This is a genomic window from Collinsella sp. zg1085, assembly GCF_018889955.1.
Lineage (GTDB): Bacteria > Actinomycetota > Coriobacteriia > Coriobacteriales > Coriobacteriaceae > Collinsella.
Genome location: NZ_CP076545.1, coordinates 227,916 through 252,909 on the forward strand (window position 1 = coordinate 227,916; position 24,994 = coordinate 252,909).

General features: G+C 49.5%; 19 protein-coding genes and 2 tRNA genes. 15 read left to right on the forward strand and 6 right to left on the reverse strand.

Annotated features, from left to right (window positions below):
• Positions 1–137: 137 nt before the first annotated feature.
• The 4 genes from eno to KPC83_RS00965 all read left to right on the forward strand — a co-directional run bounded on the left by eno (position 138) and on the right by KPC83_RS00965 (position 7,514).
• On the forward strand, positions 138–1,427 hold the full coding sequence (eno, locus tag KPC83_RS00950; protein WP_216278734.1) for a phosphopyruvate hydratase: 1,290 nt from the start codon (positions 138–140) through the stop codon (positions 1,425–1,427).
• 420 nt (positions 1,428–1,847) lie between these two features.
• Entirely contained in the window at positions 1,848–5,189 is a 3,342-nt protein-coding gene (locus KPC83_RS00955; RefSeq protein WP_216278736.1) for a family 20 glycosylhydrolase, read from the forward strand.
• A gap of 167 nt (positions 5,190–5,356) precedes the next feature.
• Positions 5,357–6,439: a septum formation initiator family protein gene (locus KPC83_RS00960; RefSeq protein ID WP_216278737.1), complete on the forward strand. Its 1,083-nt coding sequence runs from the start codon at positions 5,357–5,359 to the stop codon at positions 6,437–6,439.
• An 88-nt stretch (positions 6,440–6,527) separates the two neighbouring features.
• Positions 6,528–7,514 carry a hypothetical protein gene (locus KPC83_RS00965; protein ID WP_253200937.1) on the forward strand — a complete coding sequence of 329 codons (987 nt, stop codon included), beginning with the start codon at positions 6,528–6,530 and terminating at the stop codon, positions 7,512–7,514.
• Between the two features lie 397 nt (positions 7,515–7,911).
• Here KPC83_RS00965 and KPC83_RS07230 read toward each other — a convergent pair whose 3' ends face one another.
• The gene (locus KPC83_RS07230; protein ID WP_256441474.1) at positions 7,912–8,037 is read right to left on the reverse strand and encodes a hypothetical protein; all 126 of its coding nucleotides are present in this window, start codon (positions 8,035–8,037) and stop codon (positions 7,912–7,914) included.
• A 278-nt stretch (positions 8,038–8,315) separates the two neighbouring features.
• Between KPC83_RS07230 and KPC83_RS00970 the strand changes: the two genes are divergently transcribed.
• Positions 8,316–8,501, forward strand: a complete 186-nt coding sequence (locus KPC83_RS00970; protein WP_216278738.1) for a hypothetical protein — start codon at positions 8,316–8,318, stop codon at positions 8,499–8,501.
• A 375-nt stretch (positions 8,502–8,876) separates the two neighbouring features.
• Here the strand turns inward: KPC83_RS00970 and KPC83_RS00975 are convergent.
• Positions 8,877–8,961 (reverse strand) — tRNA-Leu (locus KPC83_RS00975).
• An 80-nt stretch (positions 8,962–9,041) separates the two neighbouring features.
• Here KPC83_RS00975 and KPC83_RS00980 point away from each other — a divergent pair.
• The 3 genes from KPC83_RS00980 (at position 9,042) to glyA (ending at position 10,894) form a co-directional block, all read left to right on the forward strand.
• Entirely contained in the window at positions 9,042–9,323 is a 282-nt protein-coding gene (locus KPC83_RS00980) for a PTS sugar transporter subunit IIB (protein WP_216278739.1), read from the forward strand.
• Between the two features lie 97 nt (positions 9,324–9,420).
• Positions 9,421–9,507, forward strand: a tRNA-Leu gene (locus KPC83_RS00985).
• Positions 9,508–9,643: 136 nt separating this feature from the next.
• Positions 9,644–10,894, forward strand: coding sequence for a serine hydroxymethyltransferase (gene glyA, locus KPC83_RS00990; protein WP_216278740.1), 1,251 nt, complete (start codon positions 9,644–9,646; stop codon positions 10,892–10,894).
• Between the two features lie 152 nt (positions 10,895–11,046).
• Here the strand turns inward: glyA and KPC83_RS00995 are convergent, their stop codons facing one another.
• Positions 11,047–11,220 carry a DUF6724 family protein gene (locus tag KPC83_RS00995; protein ID WP_216278741.1) on the reverse strand — a complete coding sequence of 58 codons (174 nt, stop codon included), beginning with the start codon at positions 11,218–11,220 and terminating at the stop codon, positions 11,047–11,049.
• A gap of 90 nt (positions 11,221–11,310) precedes the next feature.
• On the opposite strand from KPC83_RS00995, the gene serS reads away from it, so the two are divergent.
• From serS to KPC83_RS01015, 4 genes are all read left to right on the forward strand, one after another.
• On the forward strand, positions 11,311–12,603 hold the full coding sequence (gene serS / locus KPC83_RS01000) for a serine--tRNA ligase (protein ID WP_216278742.1): 1,293 nt from the start codon (positions 11,311–11,313) through the stop codon (positions 12,601–12,603).
• A 252-nt stretch (positions 12,604–12,855) separates the two neighbouring features.
• Entirely contained in the window at positions 12,856–13,194 is a 339-nt protein-coding gene (locus tag KPC83_RS01005) for a hypothetical protein (RefSeq protein WP_216278743.1), read from the forward strand.
• Positions 13,195–13,513: 319 nt separating this feature from the next.
• Entirely contained in the window at positions 13,514–13,804 is a 291-nt protein-coding gene (locus tag KPC83_RS01010; RefSeq protein ID WP_216278744.1) for a type II toxin-antitoxin system RelB/DinJ family antitoxin, read from the forward strand.
• A gap of 2 nt (positions 13,805–13,806) precedes the next feature.
• Complete coding sequence (locus KPC83_RS01015) at positions 13,807–14,085, forward strand: type II toxin-antitoxin system YafQ family toxin (protein WP_216278745.1); 279 nt, start codon at positions 13,807–13,809, stop codon at positions 14,083–14,085.
• 197 nt (positions 14,086–14,282) lie between these two features.
• Here KPC83_RS01015 and KPC83_RS01020 read toward each other — a convergent pair whose 3' ends face one another.
• Positions 14,283–17,231, reverse strand: coding sequence for a hypothetical protein (locus KPC83_RS01020; RefSeq protein ID WP_216278746.1), 2,949 nt, complete (start codon positions 17,229–17,231; stop codon positions 14,283–14,285).
• Between the two features lie 154 nt (positions 17,232–17,385).
• On the opposite strand from KPC83_RS01020, the gene KPC83_RS01025 reads away from it, so the two are divergent.
• The gene (locus KPC83_RS01025) at positions 17,386–18,336 is read left to right on the forward strand and encodes an FAD:protein FMN transferase (RefSeq protein WP_216278747.1); all 951 of its coding nucleotides are present in this window, start codon (positions 17,386–17,388) and stop codon (positions 18,334–18,336) included.
• Between the two features lie 118 nt (positions 18,337–18,454).
• On the opposite strand, the gene KPC83_RS01030 is transcribed toward KPC83_RS01025, so the two are convergent.
• Complete coding sequence (locus KPC83_RS01030) at positions 18,455–19,561, reverse strand: HemK/PrmC family methyltransferase (RefSeq protein WP_216278748.1); 1,107 nt, start codon at positions 19,559–19,561, stop codon at positions 18,455–18,457.
• Between the two features lie 42 nt (positions 19,562–19,603).
• Positions 19,604–21,985 (reverse strand): DNA polymerase III subunit gamma/tau, encoded by a 2,382-nt coding sequence (gene dnaX / locus KPC83_RS01035; RefSeq protein WP_216278749.1) that lies wholly within the window; start codon positions 21,983–21,985, stop codon positions 19,604–19,606.
• A 179-nt stretch (positions 21,986–22,164) separates the two neighbouring features.
• Here dnaX and KPC83_RS01040 point away from each other — a divergent pair, with 179 nt between their 5' ends.
• A complete protein-coding gene (locus KPC83_RS01040; RefSeq protein WP_216278750.1) occupies positions 22,165–24,027 on the forward strand; it encodes a serine/threonine-protein kinase in 1,863 nt (620 codons plus the stop codon).
• Positions 24,024–24,992, forward strand: coding sequence for a DUF3662 and FHA domain-containing protein (locus tag KPC83_RS01045; RefSeq protein WP_216278751.1), 969 nt, complete (start codon positions 24,024–24,026; stop codon positions 24,990–24,992). Before KPC83_RS01040 ends, KPC83_RS01045 begins: the two co-directional genes overlap by 4 nt.
• The last annotated feature ends 2 nt before the right edge of the window (positions 24,993–24,994 follow it).

Consider the following 24,994-nt stretch of genomic DNA (forward strand, 5'->3'; position numbering starts at 1 on the left):
TTGAATCGTTTCAATCAGGTTCATCTGTGATTTTGCCCGCTCTCGTGCTATAACACCCCTAAATTGGGGATAATAGATACATCTGATTCGGCAACCGGAAATGCCGAATTATGTTTCTTACAGAAAGGGAGACCTGTATGAGTGAGATTCTGGATGTCTATGGTCGTGAAGTGCTCGATTCACGTGGCAACCCTACCGTTGAGGTAGAGGTTGTACTCGATGACGGCTCTTTTGGTCGTGCCATGGTGCCCTCTGGCGCTTCAACCGGCGCTTTTGAGGCATGCGAGCTTCGCGACGGCGACAAGGATCGTTACCTGGGCAAGGGTGTTTCTAAGGCTGTTGATCATGTCAATAAAGAGTGTGCAGAGGCAGTTACTGGCCTTGATGCGTTTGACCAGCGTGCAGTAGATGCAGCTTTGCTTGCTGCTGACGGTACCCCCAATAAGACCAACCTTGGTGCTAATGCCATCCTCGGTGTCTCGCTGGCTGTTGCACGCGCTGCTGCTCAGTCTGCTGGTCTTGAGCTGTATCAATATCTTGGAGGCGTTAACGCACACCTTTTGCCTACGCCTATGATGAACATCTTGAATGGTGGCGTTCACGCCGATAACAACGTGGACTTCCAGGAGTTCATGATTATGCCGGTTGGCGCTCCTACCTTTACTGAGGGTGTTCGTTGGTGCGCTGAGGTGTATCACACGCTTAAGTCAGTTCTGCATGAGGCAGGTCTTGGCGGCGGTGTTGGCGACGAGGGCGGTTTTGCTCCTAACCTCAAGACCAACGCTGAGCCGTTTGAGTACATTACCAAGGCTGTTGAGAAGGCTGGTTATAAGCCAGGCGTTGACTTTATGTATGCTATGGACCCTGCTTCTACCGAGTTCTATAACGCCGAAACCGGCAACTACGAGCTTAAGGGTGAGGGTCGTACACTGAGCTCAGCCGAGATGGTTGATTATTGGTGCGACCTCGTCGAGAAATATCCTATCATCTCCATTGAGGATGGTATGGCCGAAGAGGACTGGGACGGCTGGGTTGAGCTGACCCGTCGTATTGGCAATAAGGTTCAGCTGGTTGGCGACGACCTCTTTGTTACCAACACTGCTCGCCTTAAGAAGGGTATTGAGCTGGGCGCTGCAAATGCCATCTTGGTCAAGGTTAACCAGATTGGTACGCTTACCGAGTCGCTCGAGGCTATTGAGACTGCAAAAGAGGCTGGTTATGCCTGCATTGTGTCTCACCGTTCGGGCGAGACTGAGGACAGCACCATTGCTGATTTGGTTGTTGCAACTAATGCTGGTCAGATTAAGTCGGGCGCTCCGTGCCGTTCTGACCGTATTGCTAAGTACAACCAGCTTATCCGTATTGAGGACGAGCTGCTTACCAGCGCTCAATATGCTGGCAAGGATGCTTTCTACAACATCAAATAGCAATACTATGAGGGTCGTTTGACCCGGCATTGAGAACTCCGGTATCAAGCTCGCTGCGCTTGACTGTCAAGCGCGTGTGGGCTTTGTACCGGAGTTTCTTTTTAGACGCTCCACGTGCTATGTAGGCTTGCATCTCGCTTTACCGCGATGCGTGGGTCTGTCTGAACGTTTCGGTTTCATCGCTATTCTGTTTGAGTTACTTCACCGATATAACAGGTCTTAAAAAGTTAATACCACATGAGTGCGTGCTCATACCGTCTACCTAGTGTTTCATACCATTCGCCGACGCATGCCCCTTTTGCTTAATCGATTACCTGAATCACATATAGGATGAATTGGTATCAAGAGATTCTGTCAATGACGGCGACGTTTTATGTTGCGTCTAATCTCACGTGTGCTTTTGCTTGAAAGGGGCAGTATATGAGGCATCGTACTATCCGCCAATCATTCTGGAGGGCAATTGTTGCACTCGTAGGGCTTGTGCTTCTTTCACTACCGCTTGCTGTTCAGGGAGCGCAGGCTGCAGAGGCCACCCAGAATTTGGCGCTTACCGGTAGTGTTACATCTTCAGGACGTGAGCTTGATGATAAGTGGGGGCCTGAGCTTGCCATTGATGGCAACATTGGCGGTGACCGTACTTTTCGCGAGGTTGGCGCAAACTTTCGCTCTCCAGATGCAAGCCGATGGTCGGCTAACAAAGCTGACGAAGTATGGCTTGCCGTTGATTTGGGTGCTCGTGCCAAGATTGATGACGTAACCGTTACGTGGGGTAAGCAGTACGGTACAAACTATACTATCGAGACTTCAGATGACGGCGTGCATTGGACCGCCGCGGCTCCTGCAGTGACGCAGACAAGTCCTTCTGAGCAGGTTAAGACGGAGCTTTCTGGTGCGGTTGCGCGTCATGTGCGTGTTCATGTGACGGCACGAAACAGCGTATGGTCTGTAGGCATCTGGGAGGTTGAGGTTCACGGCGTTTGGGCGGGCAAGCCGCCAATGAAGGAATCAGATTTGCCAGCGGTGGTTCCAACTCCGGTTCGTTATGCGCCTGTTGAAGGTGAGGATTTTACGCTTGACCCTGCGGCAGAGATTATTGCTACCGGTGATGCCGTGGCTGAGGCTGAAAAGTTTGCTACGACGCTTCGCCGCTCTACGGGCTACAAACTGCCGGTAGTTGCAGCTTCCACCGATGATGTGGCAGACATCACGTTTGCCCTCACAGACGCTGACCCCTTGTCTGAGGCGTATGCAATCAGGGTTATGAACACTGGTATTCAACTTACAGCTCATTCAGTGCATGGCTTGTTTAACGGTGCTCAAACTATGTATCAGCTTTTTGGACCGTTCTCAGTGGCGGCGTTTACTACTAATGGGCCATGGACGGTACCTGCTCTTTCTATTGACGACGCGCCACGTTTTTCGTATCGCGGTATTATGCTTGACCCTGCTCGCTCTCTTTTTACGGTTGATGAAATCAAGCAGTCTATTGATGTCATGGCAATGTATAAGCTCTCGTACCTGCATTTACATTTAGTTGATGACCAGGGTTGGCGTATAGAGATTACCAATGAAGGGCGTGTTGAGGGAGACACTATCGACTACACACGTCTTACAGAGATTTCTAGCAAGACCGCTATGGGAACCACGGAACGACAAGCTATTCCCGGCGTCCCTGGCTACTATACACAGGACGACTTGCGCGAAATTGTGGCGTATGCAGCGGCGCATCATATTGAGGTAGTTCCCGAGATTGATATGCCTGGGCATTCGCAGGCTATTCTGCACGCTATCCCCGAGTTGAACTCAGCGGGGTCATCGCATAATGGAACCGTTGACCCAGATACGGGTGCACTCATCACCGATCCAGCGCACTATATTACGGCGCCAAATCAGAGTAGTGGCAACGTGGGTAATTCCTACCTTGATCCTACGAGTGAGAATACCTGGACTTTCCTAAACCACGTAGTTGACCAAGTTTCAAAGATAACCGGTTCGAAGTTTTTCCACATGGGTGGTGACGAGACTCACGCAATGAACCAGAAGCTTCCAGGCGCTGCTGGCCGCTTCCTTACCAAGGCAGGCGAGATGCTGCGCGGCAAGGGTCTTTTGCCTATTGGTTGGAACGAATGGGCACAAGGTGGCGGTGAGATTAAAGAAAACGATACTATTCAGTATTGGACTGGTCAGAAAGCCCCAACTACAAATGTTGTGAGCTCCAAGGCTGCAAAAGTCATCTTCTCTGGTGCTGCTCAGGCATATTTCCCGCAGAAGGCAGGCGCATCAATTTGGGGTGCCACGTGGGCAGGCAACGCCAATCTTTCTGGTTTCTATGATTACGATCCTGTTGCAATGATGGGTGTTAGTGAGGACGCGCTGCGCGGTGTTGAAGGCGCTATGTGGAACGAGCATGTTCGCAGTATTCAGGACTTCTTCATGCCTTCTTATCCGCGTGCTATGGCACTTGCTGAGGTTGGTTGGAGTCCGCAGGCGCGCCGTACTGGTAAGCTTGCCGATCTTAAGCGTCGCTTGGCAGCCACTGTACCTGCGCTTACGCTTCACGGAGCAGATTTTTATGCCGAAGATGGTTTGGTAAATAGGGCGATTATTGCTGGCACAAACCTTACGGCTACGGTTGGTGATGAGGGTGGGCATACGATTGCATATGCCTATCTGCCTATGACCGCAGCAGACGCTGTAACAGCAAAACTTACTTGGGATAATGGGTCAGCTACCGAGCTTGTAATCAAGCAGACGAGACCCTATCAGGCGCCCAATCCTAATAACAATAATAATCGTGCACAAAATGGTATATGGGAGCTTGTTTTGGCTCACTTGCCCGAAGAGGGGACGCATAGTGGCACCGTAACGTTTAGTGTTGGCGACCAAACGGTAAGCGATACGGTTACTTGTACGGTGCGCGCAAAGCCTGCGCCGACGCTCATTAATCTTGCTGCTGCAAAGTTTAGCGCTCCTCCGGTGCTTGAGGTTGCAGCAGTTGATGCTGAGCACCCAGCGATGTTTGACCCTGCCAAGGTTACGGTAACGCTTCCGAGTGGTGCGGCGTTGCGCTCGGCAGCTGCTGATGCGGGAACGGTTCTTGAGTACGGGAAAGATTACACCCTTGAGTATGAGGGGAATACCGACGAAGGCCCTGCAACGGTGCTTGCGCGTGGTATGGGTGCCTACACTGGTACAACGAGTGCACATGAGTTTATGGTTCGCGTGGCAAGTGCTGCTGGCTCGGATAGCTCTACAAGCTCGGAGACAGGTAATCCTGCAGCACCTGATACGGGTAATTCCTCGGTTCCTGATGCGGGCAGCTCTATAACCACTGATTCTGGTACCCCCGCGGCTCCGGATACAGGTAGCTCTACGACTCCTGATTCTGGCACCTCTGTGGCTCCAGATGCAGGTAATTCTACGGCTCCGAGCGATACGACGACTGTTCCTGGTTCAGATAATCCTACAGTTTCAGAAGGCTCTACTGCTTCAGAGGCTGCGGGTACGCATGACCCTGCGGTTCACGTGGAGAATACGAGCCCAAATACGCCCGCTTCTACAGACCTAGCTGGTGCAAAGGATTCAGGTGGAAAGGTAGACAAGCATTCAAACCCGACCAACAAACTCAATAAGCCTAAGGCTAATCGCGTGATGCTTCCCAAGACAGGAGATAGCGTTACTGCTCTTATGACTGTGGTGCTTATGCTCGCTGTTGTTTCTCTTGGAGCTGCGAACTTGCTTGGTCGTCCTCGTCGTGATTGATGCGATAAGCCTCTAAAAGATATTTGAGACAGCTCGCGATGCCCCAGTTTTGTTGCACAGTCGTGCTGGCAAGACCGGGGCATTTTGTGTGATGAGCTTGCAAACGGCTTCTGCGTGGTAAGCTAGCTGAGCACGCGCAAACACACTGCAACCACACAAGGCGCAACATGGATAGATTTAGTAACAATCGAGGCTTTTCAGTACATGAGGATAGCTCACAGAGGACAACCGAGCGTGGACGTCGGCTAGAGGCAGACGTAACAGGTGATTTGTCTGCTGCTGTTGAATCTTTGGGTCGTGCACGTGTGAAAAAGCCCAAGCAAAAGCGAACGCGGATAGAAGGTGACACGAGTAGTACGCGGAGTGCTCGTGAGACTAGGCGTACTGACAAAAAAGGAGCTGACAAGGGTACTCGTCGCCCTTCAACAAGTCGGGACGCACGTGTTGCCTCAACACAATCGACGCCTAAAGTGGACAAGAGCTCAAGGGCTGCTTCGAGACGTGCAGGATTTATGCAGTATGCAAATGATAATGCGGCTGTACAGGCGCTATATCATATAGTCACCGGACCGTATCGTGTGCTGTTTTATCTTATCGTGATTGCATCGGTGGTATTTGGTCTTTATTTTCCCGTTCGGGATATGTATATTGCTCATCGCAATCATGGTTTGCTGCAAGAGCAGCTCAAGATTCGCAGTGCCTATAATGAAATGCTTCAAAAAGAGGTTAATTCCTATCTCTCAAATGAAGGTATTGAGGATACCGCGCGCACCAAATTTGGCATGGTAAAAGAGGGTGAGACGCGTGTTGACCTTGTAGGTGTTGACGAAAACGGGGACCCACTTCCACCTGAGAAAAGTAACGCTCAGACAGAGGACAAAGCGGAGCAACAACTTGGTGCGAACGGTGATGAGTCTGATGAAAACTCGGCAGAGGAAGGCGACACATCCAAAACACCTGAGGGCGAAAACCAATCAGGTACAGACGCTTCAATCAGAAAAGAAGATACCGCCTCTCATCCTCAGATAACAGGCAAAAAATCAGTATCTTCGTCGGCGGATAAGAATAAAACATCGCGTGTACCTAAAACAGCTGCAGAGGTTGAAGATGCTGTGCGTCATGTCTATGAGAACTCCCCTTGGTTCTATCGTTTGTTAGACACCTTATTCTTTTACTCTGGAACTGAGGGGCAGGCAGTTGTTTCTGCAGGCAGACAGGGTTCAATGCAGGGAAGCGCCTCAAGTTCTTAGCGTGTTGTACGTTTTATTTGTCTCTGTGCGCACACCTTGCTGTGAATTTGAGATTTGCCGGCACAAGGGGATACGGGAGGTTTGCTTCGTGGGTTATCGTGTGGCTTCGATAGATATTGGTACCGTTTCAACGCGCTTGAGTATGGCGCATATGAGACACGCTTTTGATATGGTGCCTACCCAAAAAACGGTGATTACAAATCTCGGTGAGGGTGTTGATGCCACGGGGGCATTTTTACCAGCAGCAGTTGATCGTGTTCTAACATGCTGTCGAGATTATTGTCGTGATATTCGTGAGTTTGATGCTGATGCAGTTTGCGTAACACTTACCAGTGCTGCACGTGATGCTTCAAACAGTGATGATTTATTGCATGGATTGCAAGACCTTGGTCTTAAGCCACAGGTTATTTCAGGTGAGCTTGAGGCTCAGCTTATGTTTTTGGGTGTGGCAGGTGATGCAGTACAGGAGCATATTGTTGTTGCCGATTCGGGTGGAGGCTCAACTGAGCTAGCATCAGGCGTGCTTATGCTGGGGCGGGGTCTTGAATTTGATAATCTAGTCTCGCTCAACGTGGGTTGTCGGCGTATTACTGAGCGCTATCTGCATGATGGACCTTTGTTACAAGGTGAAATTGATGCTGCAGCAAGTTTTGTTGCGCAGCTGTGTATTCCGTATTGGCAGGCTGTGCGTGAATGCGGGCAGATTCCACAGCGGTTACTGGCGGTGGGAGGGACTGTTACCACGCTGGCAGCTATGCGCATGAAATTAGAAAGCTACGATGCAAAGCTTGTGCATGGGTATCGTCTGTCGTTTCATGAGGTTGAGGAATTTCTGGCAGTTACAAAGGGTATGCATTACGCAGAGATAGCCTCGTTTCCAGGTATTCAGCCGGAGCGGGTGCCTGTTATTCGCGGTGGTGCCATTATTGTGCGAGAACTCATGCGTAGAGGTGAATTTGAAGAGCTTTTTATTAGCGAGCGCAGTCTGCTTGCTGGCGTTGCAACGGTGGTTTTTGAACACTTAGATGGGCAGGTATTAAGTCTTGCTTGGCAGCCTGAGTTGTCACGGTTATAATAAGCAAATGGGGTACGCCTCGACTGTCTGTAAGGAATACCTATGCAGGAAAATGAGAAACGGCCTCATTTTTCTTGTTTTGCTCAAGATATGTATAAAGCCTGAATTGGTGTTTTCTGTGCTATCTTTCAATAAAGAAGGGGTTTCCCCGCCGACCCGTTTAGCGGGGGGGTCTAACCCCTCTTTTATTCTGAATAAGTATTCCTTTTTAATATTATTGCTTACTTGAATTGGGTTTTTCAACGTAGTGCAAGCTAACGTATTTAGAAAAAGAGGGCAGCGCAAAATCTTGTGCTCAACCTGTTTATTTTTCGTTTTCTTTAGGGTACAATGGCATCGACGGCAGCCCACGTTCGTCATAGCTGGGCAGCGTCGTTGTTTGAGTAAGACCGCCGCGCTAACGGCGGTTTTTCTTTACTTTACAACGGGACTGACCCCGCGCTTTGGTATGAAGTTTCATCAAAGCTGCTGCTAGTCCAACTAACGCTGTAGCTAGCTTGAGCAATTCAATCAATAACTCCATGAGCATCACCTCCTCTCTAAAGAGTAGGCGCTGCCCAGCACGTGGTTACCTACTTAAAGGTTGCTGCGTCTTTGCCGTTAATTATTGTAGCTCAAACCATAGTTGAAACCTCGGTATTTACTCCCTCAATTTATATAACTACTTCTTATCAATCTGGGTATCTTAAGCATGAGGAGCATGTAGTGCTTGAGCTGGAATAACTTATTGTTTACTACTTCAATTGCCCTTATCTATTGGCATAATATTTACGAGCTTATACACGATGAAAGGAACTAGTCATGCCAACCTCAGACGCGCAAAAACGTGCAACTAACAATTACAGAAAAAAGAATATAAGGAACTATAATCTTTCGTTGTCTCCCGTTGATGCTGACCTTATTCAATGGCTCGACGCTCAAGACAATAAGCAAGGTTATCTCAAGCGATTAGTTCGTGAGGATATGGAGCGCAAGAAAAGAGACTAGAGCGCCTAGCATGGTCAATCTAATAAGAGCGGACACGAGTGTGCAAACTCCTGCCCGCTCTTGCACGTTTTAGGTACTTGATGTTACTCCGTATCCATATTAAGTTTGTCCGCTGCGTCTTCACAATGCTCAAGAGCGTAATATTTCTCCTTAAAATGGAATATCTTCGTCATAGACGTTTACAGGTACTGCTTGCTTGAACGCTTGGTTGACCACGTTTTGCATAGGCGCGTGCCAAATCTGTGCCACAAAATGTGCCCACAAATTATAATGCCTGATAAAAGATGGTAAAGCTTTTAGGAAATTCATCAGTAAGACATGCAGTCAGTTATTATATTTCTGCAGGTAGATGATAGTTTTATCAACAAAACAAGGTGGTAGGGGCGGTGGGACTCGAACCCACAATCCCGAAGGCCGAAGATTTTAAGTCTCCTGCGTATGCCAATTCCGCCACGCCCCCGCAGGCAATAGTCTACCACGCAAAGACGATTTTAGGGTATACACTATTTTGAAGTGTGGCAACTTTGGAAGGAGTTTTGTATGAAGAAGTTCGTTTTAGCCTGTGGCGCAGGGATTGCAACCTCAAGTGCCGTGGCAAAGCGCGTAAGCACCTTACTCGATGAACACGGCTATGAAGGTCAGTATGAGATTGTTCAGTGTCCTATTTCAGAGGCCGCCGAGCATTGTGCTGATGCTGATGTATTGGTTGCTACTACAGTTGCGCCTGCTGGTGTAACCTGCGCCTATGTAAGTGGCGTACCCTTTTTAACGGGCATGGGTAAAGCTGATGCTGAAAAGCAGATTCTGGCATTGATGGCATAAGTGCCAATTGGCGCGTTTTAGCATGCAGCTTTTGCGCGTACTCTCAAATTTTCCTCTAGCGAAAGCACATACAGTAGTGTAAACTCATACGGTGCTTGCGGGCGTGGCGGAATTGGCAGACGCGCTAGCTTCAGGTGCTAGTGGGCTTCGGCTCGTGAAGGTTCAAGTCCTTTCGCCCGCACCATTGGATTTTAAGCTCCCATTTCGGGAGCTTTTTTGTTTCTTATTACCATCACGTGACAGATACATTCCTAGCATATTCTTGCAATGAGGATACTCACCGAACTGCTGTTGTGGCAGTCTTTGTTAAGCGAGGTTACATGAAACTCACGCACCTTCGTTCTGTTGACCCTGCGGTTGCGTCCGCAGTTGACCAAGAGCTTGACCGTCAACGCGGTACTATTGAGCTCATTGCATCTGAGAACTTTACAAGTCCCGCTGTTATTGAGGCAATGGGCACAGTATTGACAAATAAATATGCGGAAGGTTATCCCGGTCATCGCTACTATGGTGGTTGCGAAAAGGTTGACCTTGTTGAGGATTTAGCTCGTGAGCGGGCATGTAAACTGTTTGGCGCAGGCTATGCCAATGTACAGCCTCACTGTGGCGCAAATGCAAATTTAGCCGCCTATGCAGCGCTTATTCAGCCGGGGGATACCGTTTTAGGCATGAGTCTCGATGAAGGCGGCCACCTCACACATGGAAGTCCGGTAAATTTTTCGGGCAAACTGTATCGATTTGTTCCGTATCCGCTCAATCTTGAGACCGAAACTATTGACTACGATGAGCTGGAACGTCTTGCTCAAGCTGAGCGCCCTGCGCTTATTGTGGGCGGCGCATCAGCCTATCCGCGTCTCATTGATTTCGAGCGCATGGCAGAGATTGCGCATCAGGTGGGTGCTAAGTTCATGGTTGATATGGCGCATATCGCGGGCCTGGTTGCTACTGGTCGTCACCCGTCTCCGGTACCTTATGCCGATGTAGTGACCTCAACAAGCCATAAGACTCTGCGCGGACCGCGCGGCGGCTTTATTCTAACCAACAACGAAGAGCTAGCAAAAGCTATTGACAAAGCAGTATTCCCAGGCACACAAGGTGGCCCTTTGATGCATGTTATTGCTGGTAAAGCGGTTGCTTTTGGCGAGGCTCTTCAGCCGTCGTTTGCTGAGTATACCGACCGGGTAATAGAAAATGCTGTTGCGATGGGCGAGGGACTGCAAGCAGGCGGACTGCGCTTGATTTCTGGTGGAACCGACAATCATCTTTGCTTGGTTGATTTAAGTGCTGCAGACGTAACCGGAAAAGCTGCTGAGAAACTGCTTGAAGAAGCAGGTTTAACTGTCAATAAGAACTCAATTCCGGGTGAGCCACGCTCTCCGTTTGTGACAAGTGGTATTCGTGTAGGCTCGGCTGCCGGTACCACGCGCGGCTTCAACGCTGATGAGTTCCGTGAGATTGGTGAGCTTATCGCTCGCGTGGTCTTTAATGCAGAAAACGAAACCGTGCGTGCTGAGGTTCACGCACGTGTGATGGATATGCTCGGTGCGCACCCCTTGTATCCGGAGTTGTAACGTGCGTAAATAAGTAGGATTATCTGCTGCGATAAGCTTATGCGCGGTGGTCATTGAGATGTGGCTACCGCGCATTTTTTAGATACCGAGAAAGATACTAGTTAAAGCAAGTTTTACTGCTTTTTATCGCGAGATAAGCTTATGTATCAAAACTAACTCCAGAAACCTTCTTCTTCATCGGAGTTTTTGGGTCCACGGTCAACATACATTTGATGGGTGCGATGCTCGAGAATGGCGGCAATAAGCGCAAAAACCACAATGCCGCCTATAAAAAGTACGGCAAAACCTGACCGAGTATTAAAGAGAAAGTTAAAAATATCGTCCATCTGGTGCCTTCTTGCATTCTAAACTATCGGCGAACGTCTACCAGTATATACTTGCTGAAGCAAATTCCTGAGCATGAACTGGAGGCAAGGATGCTTGACATTAAATTTGTTCGCGAGAACCCCGATCTTGTTGATAGCGCTATGGCGAATCGTCAGACCTCGTGGGATCGTGTTCATTTTTTCGCGCTTGATGGAGAGCGCCGTCTGGTTATTACTGAGGTAGAAGAGTTGCAGGCTACACGCAACGCTGAATCAAAAAAGATTGGTCAGCTTATGCGTGAGGGTAAAAAGGGTGAGGCAGACGCTGCAAAAGAAGCGGTTCGCTTGGTTAACGAGAAAATTGAGACGCTTGCTGCGCGGCGCACTCAACTTGAGGCTGAATTAGACACCTTTATGGCTCATTTGCCTAATTTACCAGGAGAGGCTACTCCGGTTGGTGTTAATGAGGACGAGAATCCCGAGCTTCGCCGCTGTGGTGAACCTCGCGATTTTGCTGCTGAGGGGTTTGAACCAAAAGCGCACTGGGATTTGGGAACCGAGCTAGGTATTCTTGATTTTGAACGCGGCAATAAGCTGTCGGGTAGTCGTTTTACCGTGCTTGGTGGTGCAGGTGCACGGTTAGAACGTGCGCTTATCAATTACTTCTTAGATGTGCATACGAGCCGCGGCTTCAAAGAGTGGTGGCCGCCTATTGTAGTTAAACGCCAGACTATGTTTGGAACCGGTCAGTTGCCTAAATTTGAAGAGGATGCTTATCACGTGGGCGAGGACGAATTTTTGATTCCTACTGCTGAGGTAGTGTTAACCAATTTACACGCCAGTGAAGTCTTGGACGCCAATACGCTGCCGCGTCGCTATACCGCGTTTACCCCGTGTTTTCGCGAAGAGGCTGGGTCTGCAGGTCGTGATACGCGTGGTATTATTCGCCAGCATCAGTTTGATAAAGTTGAGATGGTTAAGTTTGCTACGCCTGAGCAGTCAGACGAGGAGCTTGAGTCTATGACTGCCGAGGCGGAGTATCTGCTGCAGCAGCTTGAACTGCCGTATCGCGTTATTGCGCTTTGCACCGGCGATTTGGGATTTTCGGCGCGTCAGACCTATGACGTAGAGGTTTGGTTGCCCAGTTATAATGCATATAAAGAGATTTCTTCGTGCTCGAACTGCGGGGACTTTCAGGCGCGTCGTGCCAATATAAAGTATCGCGACCCTGAGCAGTTCAAAGGCACGCGCTTTGTGCATACATTGAACGGATCGGGTTTGCCGGCTGGACGCACTATGGCAGCTATTTTGGAGAACTATCAGCAGGCAGATGGCACTGTGGTGGTGCCTAAGGTCTTGCGTCCATATATAGGATGCGACGTTATTAGCGCTGAGGAGCTATAAGCTCGATATGTGCGAGATGAGCTGCAAATCATAGGGTGGCATATCCGTACTGAAGTGGAATGAGCGTATTGCAATCAGTAGGGGATGTTTTCGCAATCTAAAGCCTTGGCGTGGTGAGGTACTGATTGTTTGATAAAGCGGACATCTGGGATGTCCGCTTTTGCTATGAAGAGATGAAGAATTTCAAAAAATACGAACACATGTTCTTATTTTTGATATACTATCTATATCAAACATACGTTTGGAGGAGAGATGAAAGCCCTATTTGAGCCAGCAGCTATATTGCATGAATCACGGGTGCAAGAAGACCATGTCAAAATATGGTGCCACACTACAGCAGAGGGAGCATTTGAGCTTCATCAGCTTAATGAGGGGCCACTTGCTCATTGGTGCTTTGATACAAGCCCTTATGAATACGTTATAGGCGTTGATGCTCAGCCTGCTGCGTATGCAGCAGAGCGCTTGGGGCTTGAAGGCGCTCATGCTCTCCCTCGTATGTTTGCGGCACTTTGCATGGAAGCAGATGCTTGCTTGGTAGTTTGTGACCTGTTTGATGAGCTTACCGTGCCTGTTTATGAGAAGGAGCTATAGCGTGTTTATGTTGCGGGCGTATTTGAGGGCATATTGTGTGGCGGTGCGCAAGCAGCCTGAGATTTTCAATCTGTCTGGATAAGTGTCACAGAGCTATATGTATTGTCAGCGGCTATTAGTTTTTGTTGTAGACATCAACTTCGATAACCACATTACGAAAACCGTTTAGCAGAACTAGGTAGAGCCATGGATGAACTGATTGTAAAAATGTAGTTGATTTCGAGGGTTTAGCGGTAGAGATTGAGATAGCCACTCGCATCAAAATGATTGCATTTGTTTAACTTTTGCGTTACAATACAAGCAACAGGAGGTGGCTAAGTTGGCTAAAACAGCAAATATCAATCTCAGGATCGAACCTCAGGTCAAACGGGATGCTGAGGCGATTTTTGAAAGCTTTGGGATTTCGGTTACTGATGCGATTAACATCTTTTTGCATCAGTCCATCATGGAGCAGGGTTTTCCGTTTGCGATTCAGCGTCCCAGATATAACGCAGAAACCGAAGCAGCTCTGCAAGAAGCACGCGATATTCTTTCAGGAAAGATTCCAGCCAAGTCGTATGGTTCAGCCAGAGAGCTCTTTGCTGACTTGGATCTGGAAGCTGAAGAATAATCATGTTAGAGCTTCGCGCGACATCCAAGTTTCGCAAGGACTATAAGCGCATCGAGAAACGCGGCTATAATTTGGCTTTGCTTGAAGCGGTTCTGGAAAAGCTTCTCAACCAAGAACCGTTAGAAGCAAGGTATAAAGACCATGCCCTCACCGGCTCCTACGCAGGCTTTAGAGAATGTCATATCCAGCCTGACTGGCTTTTTATCTATGCGGTCGAAAAAGACCAGCTCATTCTTGTTGCTGCCGGCACAGGCACACATGCCGATTTATTCAACATGTAAGTCATAAAGTCGCTCGGAAACGGGTGACTTTATTGTCTTATAAGCCGAGATTTATCAACCAGTATTGTTCACTAGCACCAAAAAAGCCTGAGATGAGAAAACACCTCAGGCTTAGAACGATAATTGCGGCTTAGCTATAGCAGTCTAATGGGTCCAGCGTATAACCAAGGTTCAGGAGAAGCAAGACATGGCTGTTCTTAGAAGCGACGACGCTGTGTTGCAGCTGCAAAGGCACCCGCGATTGTTGCAGTAAGACCGCCAAGACCTGCAAACGCGCTGGCAAATACATTCATGTCGTTTGTTTTAGGGAGCATCTTGCGTGGCTTTGATGGCTTGTTCAAATGCTTTTGCTTATCTGCTGTAGAGCCTGACCCAGAGTTAAGCGTGTTTGGATGATTTGAATCTATATGGGGTTTGTCCGTGGATTCTGTCTCAGTTTCCGTATTGCTGGGAGTGCCGGCAGAAGTATTATTCGCTGTAGGTTGTCCGCCGTTGCTAGGAGTACCGCTTCCCTCAGGTTGATTAGTGTGCTCGGCGCTACCTGTAGCAGGAGCTACCTCAAATACTGCATTGAGGCGAAGATTGCGGCTCACCGGCATGGTGGCAAAATTGAAAACAACCGGCATATCGTCAGCGGCTCGGTCTGTTGGTGCAATAACCCAGTGCTTAAAGACATATCCGGGCTTTTGAGGGTCAGTTGGCTTTTGGGCAAAGCCTCCCTCTTTAATAGTCTGTACGGCACCATAAGGTTTATCATCAACATAGAAGCTTACGGTATAGGAAGCTAAAGGCTGCGTTCCTGATTCGTTACCATTCGAGGTACCGGGGGTATTGCCATCAGCTGTGTTTACGCTACTGCTGCCAGGATTGGCACCGGTTCCTGCAACTATGTTTAGCTCATCGGCGCGAACAACCACGTTGGACGAAACAGCGTCACCGCCGGTGCCAAGCCTGCCGGTAACGGTTACTGTGCCTGCGTTAGAGGCATCTCCGCCCCGAGCTGTGAGTGTTGCAACATCAATGGTACCGGTTCCGTCAATGCCTCGACCAGCAGTATTTTGGGCTGCATTTCCGCCGCGTGCGTCAAGAGCACCCTTGCCGGTAATGCTTGAACCTTCAGCCATGACAACACCGTTGCCGCCTTGCGTGGCATAAACGGGGTTAACAAGGCCGCCCTGAACGAGCAGCGATGAGCCTTCTGCAAGCTTGAGTTTGGCATCACGTTCAAGATGCATGCCGTCTTGCCCAGCAAGTGAAGCTGCGCCCTCCTCGGCTTGAATGAGGTTGGCCCCCTGAACGCTGACCTCACCTTGTATAACTACAGGGCTCTTAGGTGTTGGGGCGTCTGCATTGCCATCGGTGAGATAGTGTGCTGAGCTATCAAGTTCAAGGTTTTCCATAGTTGAGCCGTCGTGGAAGGTTACGGTATTGGTAGTAGTTGCATCTTCGCCAGATAAGGTGCCGTGCACGTCAAGCGGTCCAAAAACAACTGAGTCAACGAGCTTGAGCTTGGCTCCCTTTTCAACAATAACGCGAACGCTCGAGTTGATTTTCATGTTATGCAAGGTGACATTGGCACCGGCGGGGATTGTTAAGGTTTCAGAGGCGTATGCCCGCTCCCCACTGCCAATCTGACCATAGACACCACTTTCGTGGCTACCGTAGATATTTGCAAGATGAGTGGGCACAACAGCATTGCCTGTAGTAGGTATGCTGTAGGGTTCCATGTCCCAATCTTTATGGGCACTATCAAGCTGTGCAAAGCGCTCAGCTAAACTTTCTTTGCCACTGTAAATGCGCAATGGAATTGGATTTGAGCGAGCACTGCGAACACCGTCGCTTACCACCGCAGTGACCTGATAGGTTCCGGGTGTATCAGGCTGACCATTTACATACACTTTGTCATATATGAGCGAGGCGTTCATGCCGCTGCCAGCAGGGCTAATTTCAAAGCTTACTCTGGCGTTGGGGTTGCTCCGCTGGAAATCAAGAATACCAACTGCAGGAGTTTCACCTTCAGCAACTTTGAGAGTTAATTTATTAGTTGCGGTATTGGCAGATAGGTTTCCGCTGCTACCTCCACTGGCGCTTGCGCGCATCATAAACGGCTGCGCGCTTGCAGACCGCATAGCGGGTGAATGAGATGCGGTAGGTGAGCCAGATTTGCCTGTTACTGAAACATATGCTTGGAGTTCACCCTCAAGAATAGCTTTAATGGGCTCAACAACAGAAATAGTAAACACTTTAGATGTGCTATCTTCTTGCCCGTCATCTTTGGTGACGTGCGCTGTGAGTGTGATGGTGTAGGAGCCAGCTTTGAGCGCGGTACCACCAAGGCTTAGCTGGCCTTGGACGACAGAGGCAGTAAGACCTGAGGCAGTATCGCTGATAGAGGCAGTTACTGTAGCGCTAGATGCTTTGGTACCCTCAAGTGTATAAGCAACAGTTTGTGATGCAGCACTGCCTTTAACAAGAGTAGTAAGCTGAGTTTCTTGAACGCTCAAAGCAAGTGGTGCATAGACATCCGCCGCAGGTATGCCCGTATTGGTGGGTTCGGTTGTGTTGCCGGTGTAGGTGGCAGACCCGTTATTCTCTATTTTGCCTGTTTCAAACGTGCAGTTTTCAAATATTGCGGTACCGTTTATCACAGGTGTATTAGAGAAGTTAACATTGCTAAAGCGAACGGTTGCACCTTTCTCAACCCTAACGTTGGCACCAACCCAATCTGTCCGGCGTGGCGAGCGGTAAAAGTTAATGTGGTCAACGGTAATATTTGATCCAGAGGCAAACACAACATTGGTTTCGTTGGCATAACCAAAATTAACCATTTTAGGCTGAGACGGAAATCTTCCATAGCCTTCGAGGCGTGTAATGCTGGCGGGGAAGGTGATGGTTCCAGACTCGGTTACATCTGTGGTCATACGAATAACATTGGCATGTTTGCCAATCGCTGTTTCAAGCTGGCGCGCAAAATTAGGATAATTATCTGAATAGGTGTAGATAACATCTTCTTGTGCACTACGCTCGGCAATTGCCACTGGTTGGGCAATTGCGTCATCTGCATGTACAAAGCTGAGTGGTGCTCCTAAGCCTGCAACTATGGCAGCGGCAGCTATTGCACCCCGAAAAGCTCGGCTGTTGTGCATGAAACCTCCTTCAATTGAGTGTGCTTATCCTCTGTTAACGATACAGAGTGATACATATTGTAAGCCGTATCTAACAAATTAGGTAAAAGTTAAATAGTGGTAACATATAAACAATATTATTCATTTCCTGATGTATCTTCCTGAATTGAGAGAGATGTTTACAACACTTGAGTTTTTTGCCTGCGATACCATGTGCTTTTTGACTGCGGAAGGAGAGTGTGCTGCTGAGGCTCTGCACGCTGCCGAGACACTCTGTCATTGGTACGAACACCTGTTGAGTGAGTTTATTGACGGTACAGATATTTCGCGCATCAATAATACGGGCGGCTATCCGGTTGAGGTGCATCCTGAGGTAGCACACCTACTTGAGTTGTCGCTTAGTTATTGCGAGGCGTCGGGCGGGCGCTTTGATATTACAGCTGAGCCACTTGCCCGTTTGTGGAACTATCACACGGCACAACTCCCTTCGCCTTCAATGGTAGAAGAGGCAAAACAGCACGTTAATTATCGTGGTGTGCACGTCAGGGATAATCGGGTTTGGCTTGATGATGCACAGGCGTGCATTACTTTGGGCGGTACGGCGAAAGGATATATTGCAGATAAGATGCGTGAGCTGCTGATTTGCAGAGGTCAAGAGCGTGGCATGGTCAATTTGGGCGGCAATATTGCAATTTTTGGAGAGCGTAGCGATGGGTTTCCTTGGGAAGTAGTTCTTGACAATCCAGCACAAGCGGGAAGCCCAGTGGCAATTCTTGATGTTGGGCCACTAGCCGTAGTAACAAGCGGTGTATCTGAACGTTTTTTTAAAATAGACGGAGAGCGCTACCATCATATTGTGGATGTGAGTACAGGGTATCCAGCAAAGACCGACATTCTATCCGTGACAGTTATTGATTCATCAGCCATGCGTGCCGAAGGCTTTTCTACTACACTGTTATTGGCGGGTTCAAAAGAGGCGTACCGCATGGCGATACGAGAAGGTCTTGAACTTCTTATTGTTCGAGATGATGGGCTGATTATAACAAGCCCTGGTCTTATTTCTGGAGAACCACGTACGGCAGCAGCAATTTTTGGTGTGGTATTGCCCGTGTGGCAGTTATTCTAAGTACAATGTGTTGATGGTGCTCACTATGCTGATGATACTCACATGCAAACTGCTGCATTTCAGTTTTACATGCGCACTACTCATACCAGCTGCTAACCATCTGCAAACTTCAAAGAAACTAGGACATGTATGCAGCAACAAACCTTGGACGCTGTGTTAAGTCTGCAATGACCCGCACGTCAACAAAGCCCGCCTCACGACAAAGTTGAGCTGCTGCTTCACAGGCATCTTCGTATAGCTCACAAATAAATAAGCCACCTGAGCGAAGCATTTGAGGTGCCACATCAATGAGACGCCGATACATATCTAGGCCATCCACCCCACTGACGAGAGCAAGTTCAGGCTCATAATTTTTCACGTTAGTAGGAAGTTTGTCCATGACATTGCATGGAATGTAGGGGGGGTTTGATACTAGTACATCAAACTGACCCTGTTCATCTACGCGAATAGGCTCAATAAGGTCGCCTTCGCGTAAGTCAAATTGATTGCCACTCAATTCAAGCGCTGCACAATTATGTGCTGCAAGCTCGACGGCTGCAGGTGCAATGTCAGTGGCTACGCAGTTAATAAGACCGGGACGTTCAGCGAGGAGTGAAAGCGAAATGCATCCGGTGCCAGTTCCAATTTCGAGCACCCGCGCCATGCGACACGTATTTTGTTTGTCTGCATCATCTGCGGCAACGGTGGTCTCGGTGTGAGCTATGTCTACGTTGCACACAGGTGTGCCATCATGGTTGCTCATGCTTTCAGCGCCGAGGTTTTCGGCAGAGCTATCTTTAGCTTGCGTTTGTTCTATTGCGGCTGCTTCTGCCTTACGCGCTGCTTCAATCTCGGCGTTCCAAGGCAACACTGCCTTGTTGGTCTGCGTTTGAGGCAAAATTTTACCATCAAGATAGTTGAGCACTTCTTCAACGAGCAATTCAGTTTCTGGACGTGGAATCAATACGCCTGGACGACACGCAATCGTGAGCGTGCGAAATTGAGTTTCTCCCGTTATATATTGAATGGGTTCACCTTTTACCAATCGAACAACATAAGTATGCATCAGTTTGAGCTCTTCGGCTGAAAGCGGCTGGTCGAAGGAGAGATATAGCTCAATACGAGATTTTTTGGTAACAGAAGACAGGAGCCATTCAGCGAGAAAACGCGGTTTTGTCTCTCCTTTTTCCGCTAAATATGTTTGCGTCCAGCTTAAACAGCGCTGAATTGTCCAAACTTCGGCCACGAATACCTTCCTTTATATGCACAAATACCTTGTAGGTGCAGTCTAGTCTTCTTTGAATACTACGCCTGCGCCAAAAATATCTCCGATAAGCGCCTTTGCATCATCTGTTGATTGCGGCGCTTCTATGTTGGAGCCAACATGCTCATGCGTGTTTACCGGAGAATCAGCAACAGGTAAAGAGCTTGATTGAGCACTCGGCGTTTCATCAACGTTTTCATCAAATACCGCCACATCTGCGTCGTCATAGGGGACATACTCATCTTCCCATGCTGCGCGGTCTGCCTCAACGTGGGGCTCAGAAACAAGGGTTGGTCCTGTTGAAGTATCGGCTTGGGGGTTTTCCCAAGGCGGTAGTTCTTCATCGTATTTCGTTGTGTGCGCTGGCGGTTGGGGTGTAAGTGTTGGAGCTTTTGCAGGGTGAGCTGCGGCAGCAGGCTTCGAGGCTGGTGCTGCTGCTGTTGTTGTTGATGGCGTTGTTGCTGTTGTTGCGCTTGGCACGGAGACGGGGTGAGACGCTTTTGCTGCCGTTGCTGCAGGTGATGGAGCTGCTGTGGGAGCAGGAGTAGCTGCCTGTACCGGAGCAGAGTTGACTGCTTGTACTGGGTGATTTTCCGAGATAGTTGCAGCTGCTTGTGCTGGAGGAGCTTCCGAGATAGTTGTATCTGCCTGGGCTTGACCTGCCATGACATAGCTCACTTGACGTGTGCCAAAAATGCGCTGGACAATGGGCTGGATAAGCGCTTGCGAATCTGGTCTGCCAAGCATGGTTAGTGCAAAGTTTGACCCAGCAGGAAGCGTGACTACCAGCTGGTCGCCATCATCGGAGCTGAGCTGCGCATGTTGCAGTAAGGCACCGCGCGAGGCTTGCGCCGCTGTTGTTTGCTGGACAACCTCACGCCAACGTGCTTGCGCATCAGGAGCACCTGCGGTATAGGGGCGATTATCCTGTTCTGTGTTTTTTGAAGCTGTGGCGCGCTGTGCAGACGTGCCCAGTGTCACAGCAGGTGCCGTGGTGGACATGGGAGCAGCGGGAACAGCAGTAGGAATTGGCTCAGCAACCGGAGCTGCTGTATGTTGAGTCTGCTTAACAGGCTTCTCGGCAGCTACCGCGGGCGTCTCTACAGACATACCAGCCGCTTGCTCGACCGTCGGTTGCATATTCTGTATTGGCATTGCATTTTTTGGCGCACATTGCGCCGCCGCCCTACCGCGTGTCTGTGCCAGCGTCTGCTCATGTACTACATTACCTGCTGATACACGCTCCAGCTGAGCTTCGAGCCTAGCAATACGTTCTGCTAAGGCTTCAAGTGTCAACTCGCTTTCAGGACGCGCCAAGCGAGTCAAGGTTAACTCAAGTACCAAGCGTACATCGGTTGCATCGCGCATCTCAAGCGCTGCATGGTCGAGCGCCACCAAGATGCGCGCCAGTCTATCAGGAGACTCAAATGCTGCAGCTTCCGCCTTCATTGCGGCATAGCTTGACTCGTCTGTATGTAAGTCTTCAATTTGAGTATCCGCTACTAAAACGCTATACACATCGCGTAAATGCGCAAGCAAATCTCGGGTTAATACCACAAGGTCGGCACCTGATTTAGTCTGTTCACGAACCAAGCTATAAAGACCGGCAACATCACGCGCGGCTAAGGCTTGGCTCAGTAAACCCAAGACTGATGCTGAGGTAGCACCAAGCAGTGCCTGCGCATCGGCTAAACGAATCTCACCAGCACCAAATACGCTGAGCTGTTCTAGCGTTGATAGTGCGTCACGCATTCCACCACGCGCATGATGCGCCACCAATTCAAGGGCCTCATCATTCGCCTGAAATCCCTCGTGCTCGCATACAAAACGCATGCGCTGTATCAAATCGTTCGTGCCAATTCTATGAAAGTCAAAACGCTGGCAGCGCGACAAAATAGTCTCAAGTATTTTTTGCGGGTCGGTTGTACATAAGATAAAAACAACGTGTGCGGGCGGTTCTTCGAGGGTTTTAAGCAGCGCATTAAAGGCTGCTGTGGTAAGCATATGAACCTCGTCGATGATATACACCTTATAGGCACCGCGTACGGGCGCAAAGCTTACCGAATTAACAATCTCCTCACGCACGTTGTCAACACCGGTGCGGCTTGCCGCATCAAGCTCATAAACATCAGGATGAATACCTGCGGCAATCTCTTCACACTCATGGCAGGTGCCATCTGGTATACACCCCATACCCTCTGGTGTTTCAGCGCTTTTCTTGCACAGCAGCGCCTTTGCCAAAATACGCGCCATGGTAGTTTTGCCCGTACCACGCGGACCACAGAACAGATATGCATGCGATAGCCGGTTTTCTGTAACCGCATGCTCAAGGGTTGACACAATATGTTCTTGTCCAACAACACTGTCAAAGCTGAGCGGTCTATAGCGACGATAGAGCGATTCCATGAATAACTCCTGCAAAGTTCAAGCGCAATTAAGCGCATATCTCACGAGTAATGTTCTATGATACCGCGCCTGTATGCGCTCATAGCCGCCTGTATGAAAAGAGCTTCAATTCGTGGTAAAATGCGAAATTAAGCCTCAAGAACACCGTAATTGCACCACGAAAGGCTCGCCATAATTTCATGCCGTTGTTTTCTCAACATCGAAATCGTCGGATGACGTCTGCACCTCTTCAGCTTGCTACGCCCGAGCCGGCAGGCACTGTTGCAACAACGCTGTTGCATCGCTATCGCCCGCTCGAAACGCGAGCAGCGGGTGGCTTTGGTAGCGTTGAAATTTGCTTGGATACGCGCTTGCAGCGGCGTGTTGCAATCAAGCGTATGCCGCTCACGGCGCAAGCGGCAGGTGAGCTTCATCAAAACATGGGTATGGCACTTGCCGAAGCACGTACTGCCAGCTTGTTGCAGCATCCACACATTGTGTCGGTTATCGATTTTAGTTATGACGCAGGGTATGCCTATCTTGTTATGGAATACGTTGACGGCATGACCCTTGAGGAGTTTTTACAGGCAGTTAATGGGCATTCGCTCACCTATGATGAGGCTGCGTGCATTGCCGATGCACTCATACAAGCTCTATCGTATGCGCACAGCAACGGCGTGCTCCATCTTGATATTAAACCAGCTAATGTGCTCATTGATCGCAGTGGTCATGTCAAGCTTACAGACTTTGGCATGGCCTCACTTGCAAGCGCGGCTGGTTTTGGTGGCGCGCGTGGTGGAACCATCGGCTACATGGGTCCTGAGCAGATTGAGGGTCTTGAGGTTGATGAGCGCTCAGACCTCTTTTCGCTCGCCGCCGTGCTTTATGAAAGCCTTTGTGGCGCTGCGCCGTTTCGAGCAGCCACAGCACCTGAGTCTCTTGAACGCATACAGGCTGGCGTTACCCCGCCACACGAGCTGCTTCCCGATATGCCCGAAACCGTGGAATATGCGCTTATGAGTTGTTTATCGCCTCACCCTGAATCGCGCATCGCAGAATCGAGCAGCCTGGGCGATTATCTTGCAACGCTTGGAAAGGCGCGTGAAGGGCGCAAAAGTCTTGAGCGTATGATTGCACGTCTTACATCAGATGAGCCTGAGGACGAGCTGGAAGATGGTGCGTCTGAGGCGGCATCGGTGTCAATCAATCCTGCCCAAGGCGCTCTTGGCACGCATTGGCCTGGGTTTCAGGCGCAGTTATCTCGTGGTTTAAGTGGAGTAGCGGCCGTCTATCTTATGACGTTCATGCTTAGTCACGCGTCAATGTTGCAGCTCGGTGCCCCAGCTATCGCCAGTATTAGTTTAGCTTTAGGTATAGCAAGCTTTTTTGCACCACAGCTGGGAGCTGCCATTGTTTTGATGGTTCATGTGCTTCTAATAAGTTTTCAGACTCCATTTTTATCAGTTCTTTTGGTAGCGAGTTTAACCTCTGCATTGGCTATTGCCTGGTGGCTCACGTGGGGTCGTGCGCATGCACAGGTAGCTACAGCCTTTTTACTTGCTGCAGCTGCAAGTTGTGTCCCAGGAGCACCTTACCTCGGTGCAGCACTTGTACTTCCGGCAATAAGCTATTGGCTTATGCCCAGCTTGACAGCATGCGCCCTTGCTCCGGCTTTTCCTTTTGCTGCATGTCTTATGGCGGCCGCCACGCATCAAGGGAGCCTAACTAACAGCGATGCCCTTGCTATGATTATGGAGCCACGGTTTTTAATTTGTGCAATTGGGCTACTCAGCACTACCGCAGCGCTTTCTGCCGTATGCCGTCGAGCATCACACAGCTTTGACACATCTGGTTCTCATGGCTTGTTTTACCTCGCATCTTGTATGCCGGCTATACTTATTTCAGTGGTGGCAGCTCTTGCAAACCATATGGAAATTACCGGCTCATCGACGCTTGACCTGCCAATTGGGGTAGGTCTAGCATGTCTTTCCTCTATACTCGTTTGGATATATGCGTATTCATTTGGTTTTAGTTCTGCATCCTGGGAAGGGGACCTACAGTGAACTTCCTGAGTGTCTTTGAAAATCGCGTGTCGGGAATCTTTGGTTCGGCACAGGCTCCGTTTTCTCTCAAAAAGCTTGCAAAGCAAGCTGCACGTGAGATGGAAGACCAAACACTCGTGGTAAACGGTGTGAATACTGCGCCGGCATTATTTACCGTGTTAATTGCAGCACAAGACGACCCGTTGCTCGCTCCGTTTTATCAACAGCTTGCTCATGAGGTAAATCAGCTGATAAAGGCACAGGCTGAAAAACGCCGCTATACCTTTGTAGGTGACCCACTTGTGCGGTTTATGATTGACCCGTCCCTAAAAAGCGGGAAGTTCTCAGTTTTTGCCGAAAACGTTGACGCTCCCACCTTGGGACGTTTATATGAAGAAGAGCGGGCATATCAGCAGGGACAGGCTGGAGCCGGACAGGCTGGAGCCGCTTCTGCAGAGGCATTTGCTGCTCCTCACACATCAGCACCAGATGCTCCCGCTCACGCTGAGCTTGCATCGCATAGTACTTTTGCAGATGAATCGTTTGCATCAAGTCCCGCACCTATCCCGGTTCCGCAAACAATGTTGCGCGACCAGCTCCCGGGTATGGGTGGTGCAGCTGCAACTGGGGCGGCCTTAGGAGTAGGCGCTGCTACAAGTGTTGCTGGGCGTATGGCACAAACGCGCCAGCCAGCACCGCAATCTCCGCTGGCAGAACTCGTTGATGTGGTGACCGGCGAAGCACATCGTATTATGCAAGCGCGTTGCATCATTGGTCGCGAGCGTTCATCGGCAAATCTAGTTTTGCGCGACCCTAACGTTAGCCGCCGCCATGCCGAGCTGAGCTACACAGGTTCAGACTGGTGTATTGAAGACTTGCGCTCAACTAATGGCACTCTTGTTAATAATCGTCGTATCACTCGCTGCCCACTGCGCAGCGGCGACCTGCTTACCTTTGGCCTGAGCACCTTCGAGTTTAGGGGCTAGGT

Coding starts and splice junctions, on each gene's coding strand:
- eno (WP_216278734.1), top strand. CDS start 138: ATGAGTGAGATTCTGGATGTCTATGGTCGTGAAGTGCTCGATTCACGT.
- KPC83_RS00955 (WP_216278736.1), top strand. CDS start 1,848: ATGAGGCATCGTACTATCCGCCAATCATTCTGGAGGGCAATTGTTGCA.
- KPC83_RS00960 (WP_216278737.1), top strand. CDS start 5,357: ATGGATAGATTTAGTAACAATCGAGGCTTTTCAGTACATGAGGATAGC.
- KPC83_RS07230 (WP_256441474.1), bottom strand. CDS start 8,037: ATGGAGTTATTGATTGAATTGCTCAAGCTAGCTACAGCGTTAGTTGGA.
- KPC83_RS00970 (WP_216278738.1), top strand. CDS start 8,316: ATGCCAACCTCAGACGCGCAAAAACGTGCAACTAACAATTACAGAAAA.
- KPC83_RS00980 (WP_216278739.1), top strand. CDS start 9,042: ATGAAGAAGTTCGTTTTAGCCTGTGGCGCAGGGATTGCAACCTCAAGT.
- glyA (WP_216278740.1), top strand. CDS start 9,644: ATGAAACTCACGCACCTTCGTTCTGTTGACCCTGCGGTTGCGTCCGCA.
- KPC83_RS00995 (WP_216278741.1), bottom strand. CDS start 11,220: ATGGACGATATTTTTAACTTTCTCTTTAATACTCGGTCAGGTTTTGCC.
- serS (WP_216278742.1), top strand. CDS start 11,311: ATGCTTGACATTAAATTTGTTCGCGAGAACCCCGATCTTGTTGATAGC.
- KPC83_RS01005 (WP_216278743.1), top strand. CDS start 12,856: ATGAAAGCCCTATTTGAGCCAGCAGCTATATTGCATGAATCACGGGTG.
- KPC83_RS01015 (WP_216278745.1), top strand. CDS start 13,807: ATGTTAGAGCTTCGCGCGACATCCAAGTTTCGCAAGGACTATAAGCGC.
- KPC83_RS01020 (WP_216278746.1), bottom strand. CDS start 17,231: ATGCACAACAGCCGAGCTTTTCGGGGTGCAATAGCTGCCGCTGCCATA.
- KPC83_RS01025 (WP_216278747.1), top strand. CDS start 17,386: ATGTTTACAACACTTGAGTTTTTTGCCTGCGATACCATGTGCTTTTTG.
- dnaX (WP_216278749.1), bottom strand. CDS start 21,985: ATGGAATCGCTCTATCGTCGCTATAGACCGCTCAGCTTTGACAGTGTT.
- KPC83_RS01040 (WP_216278750.1), top strand. CDS start 22,165: ATGCCGTTGTTTTCTCAACATCGAAATCGTCGGATGACGTCTGCACCT.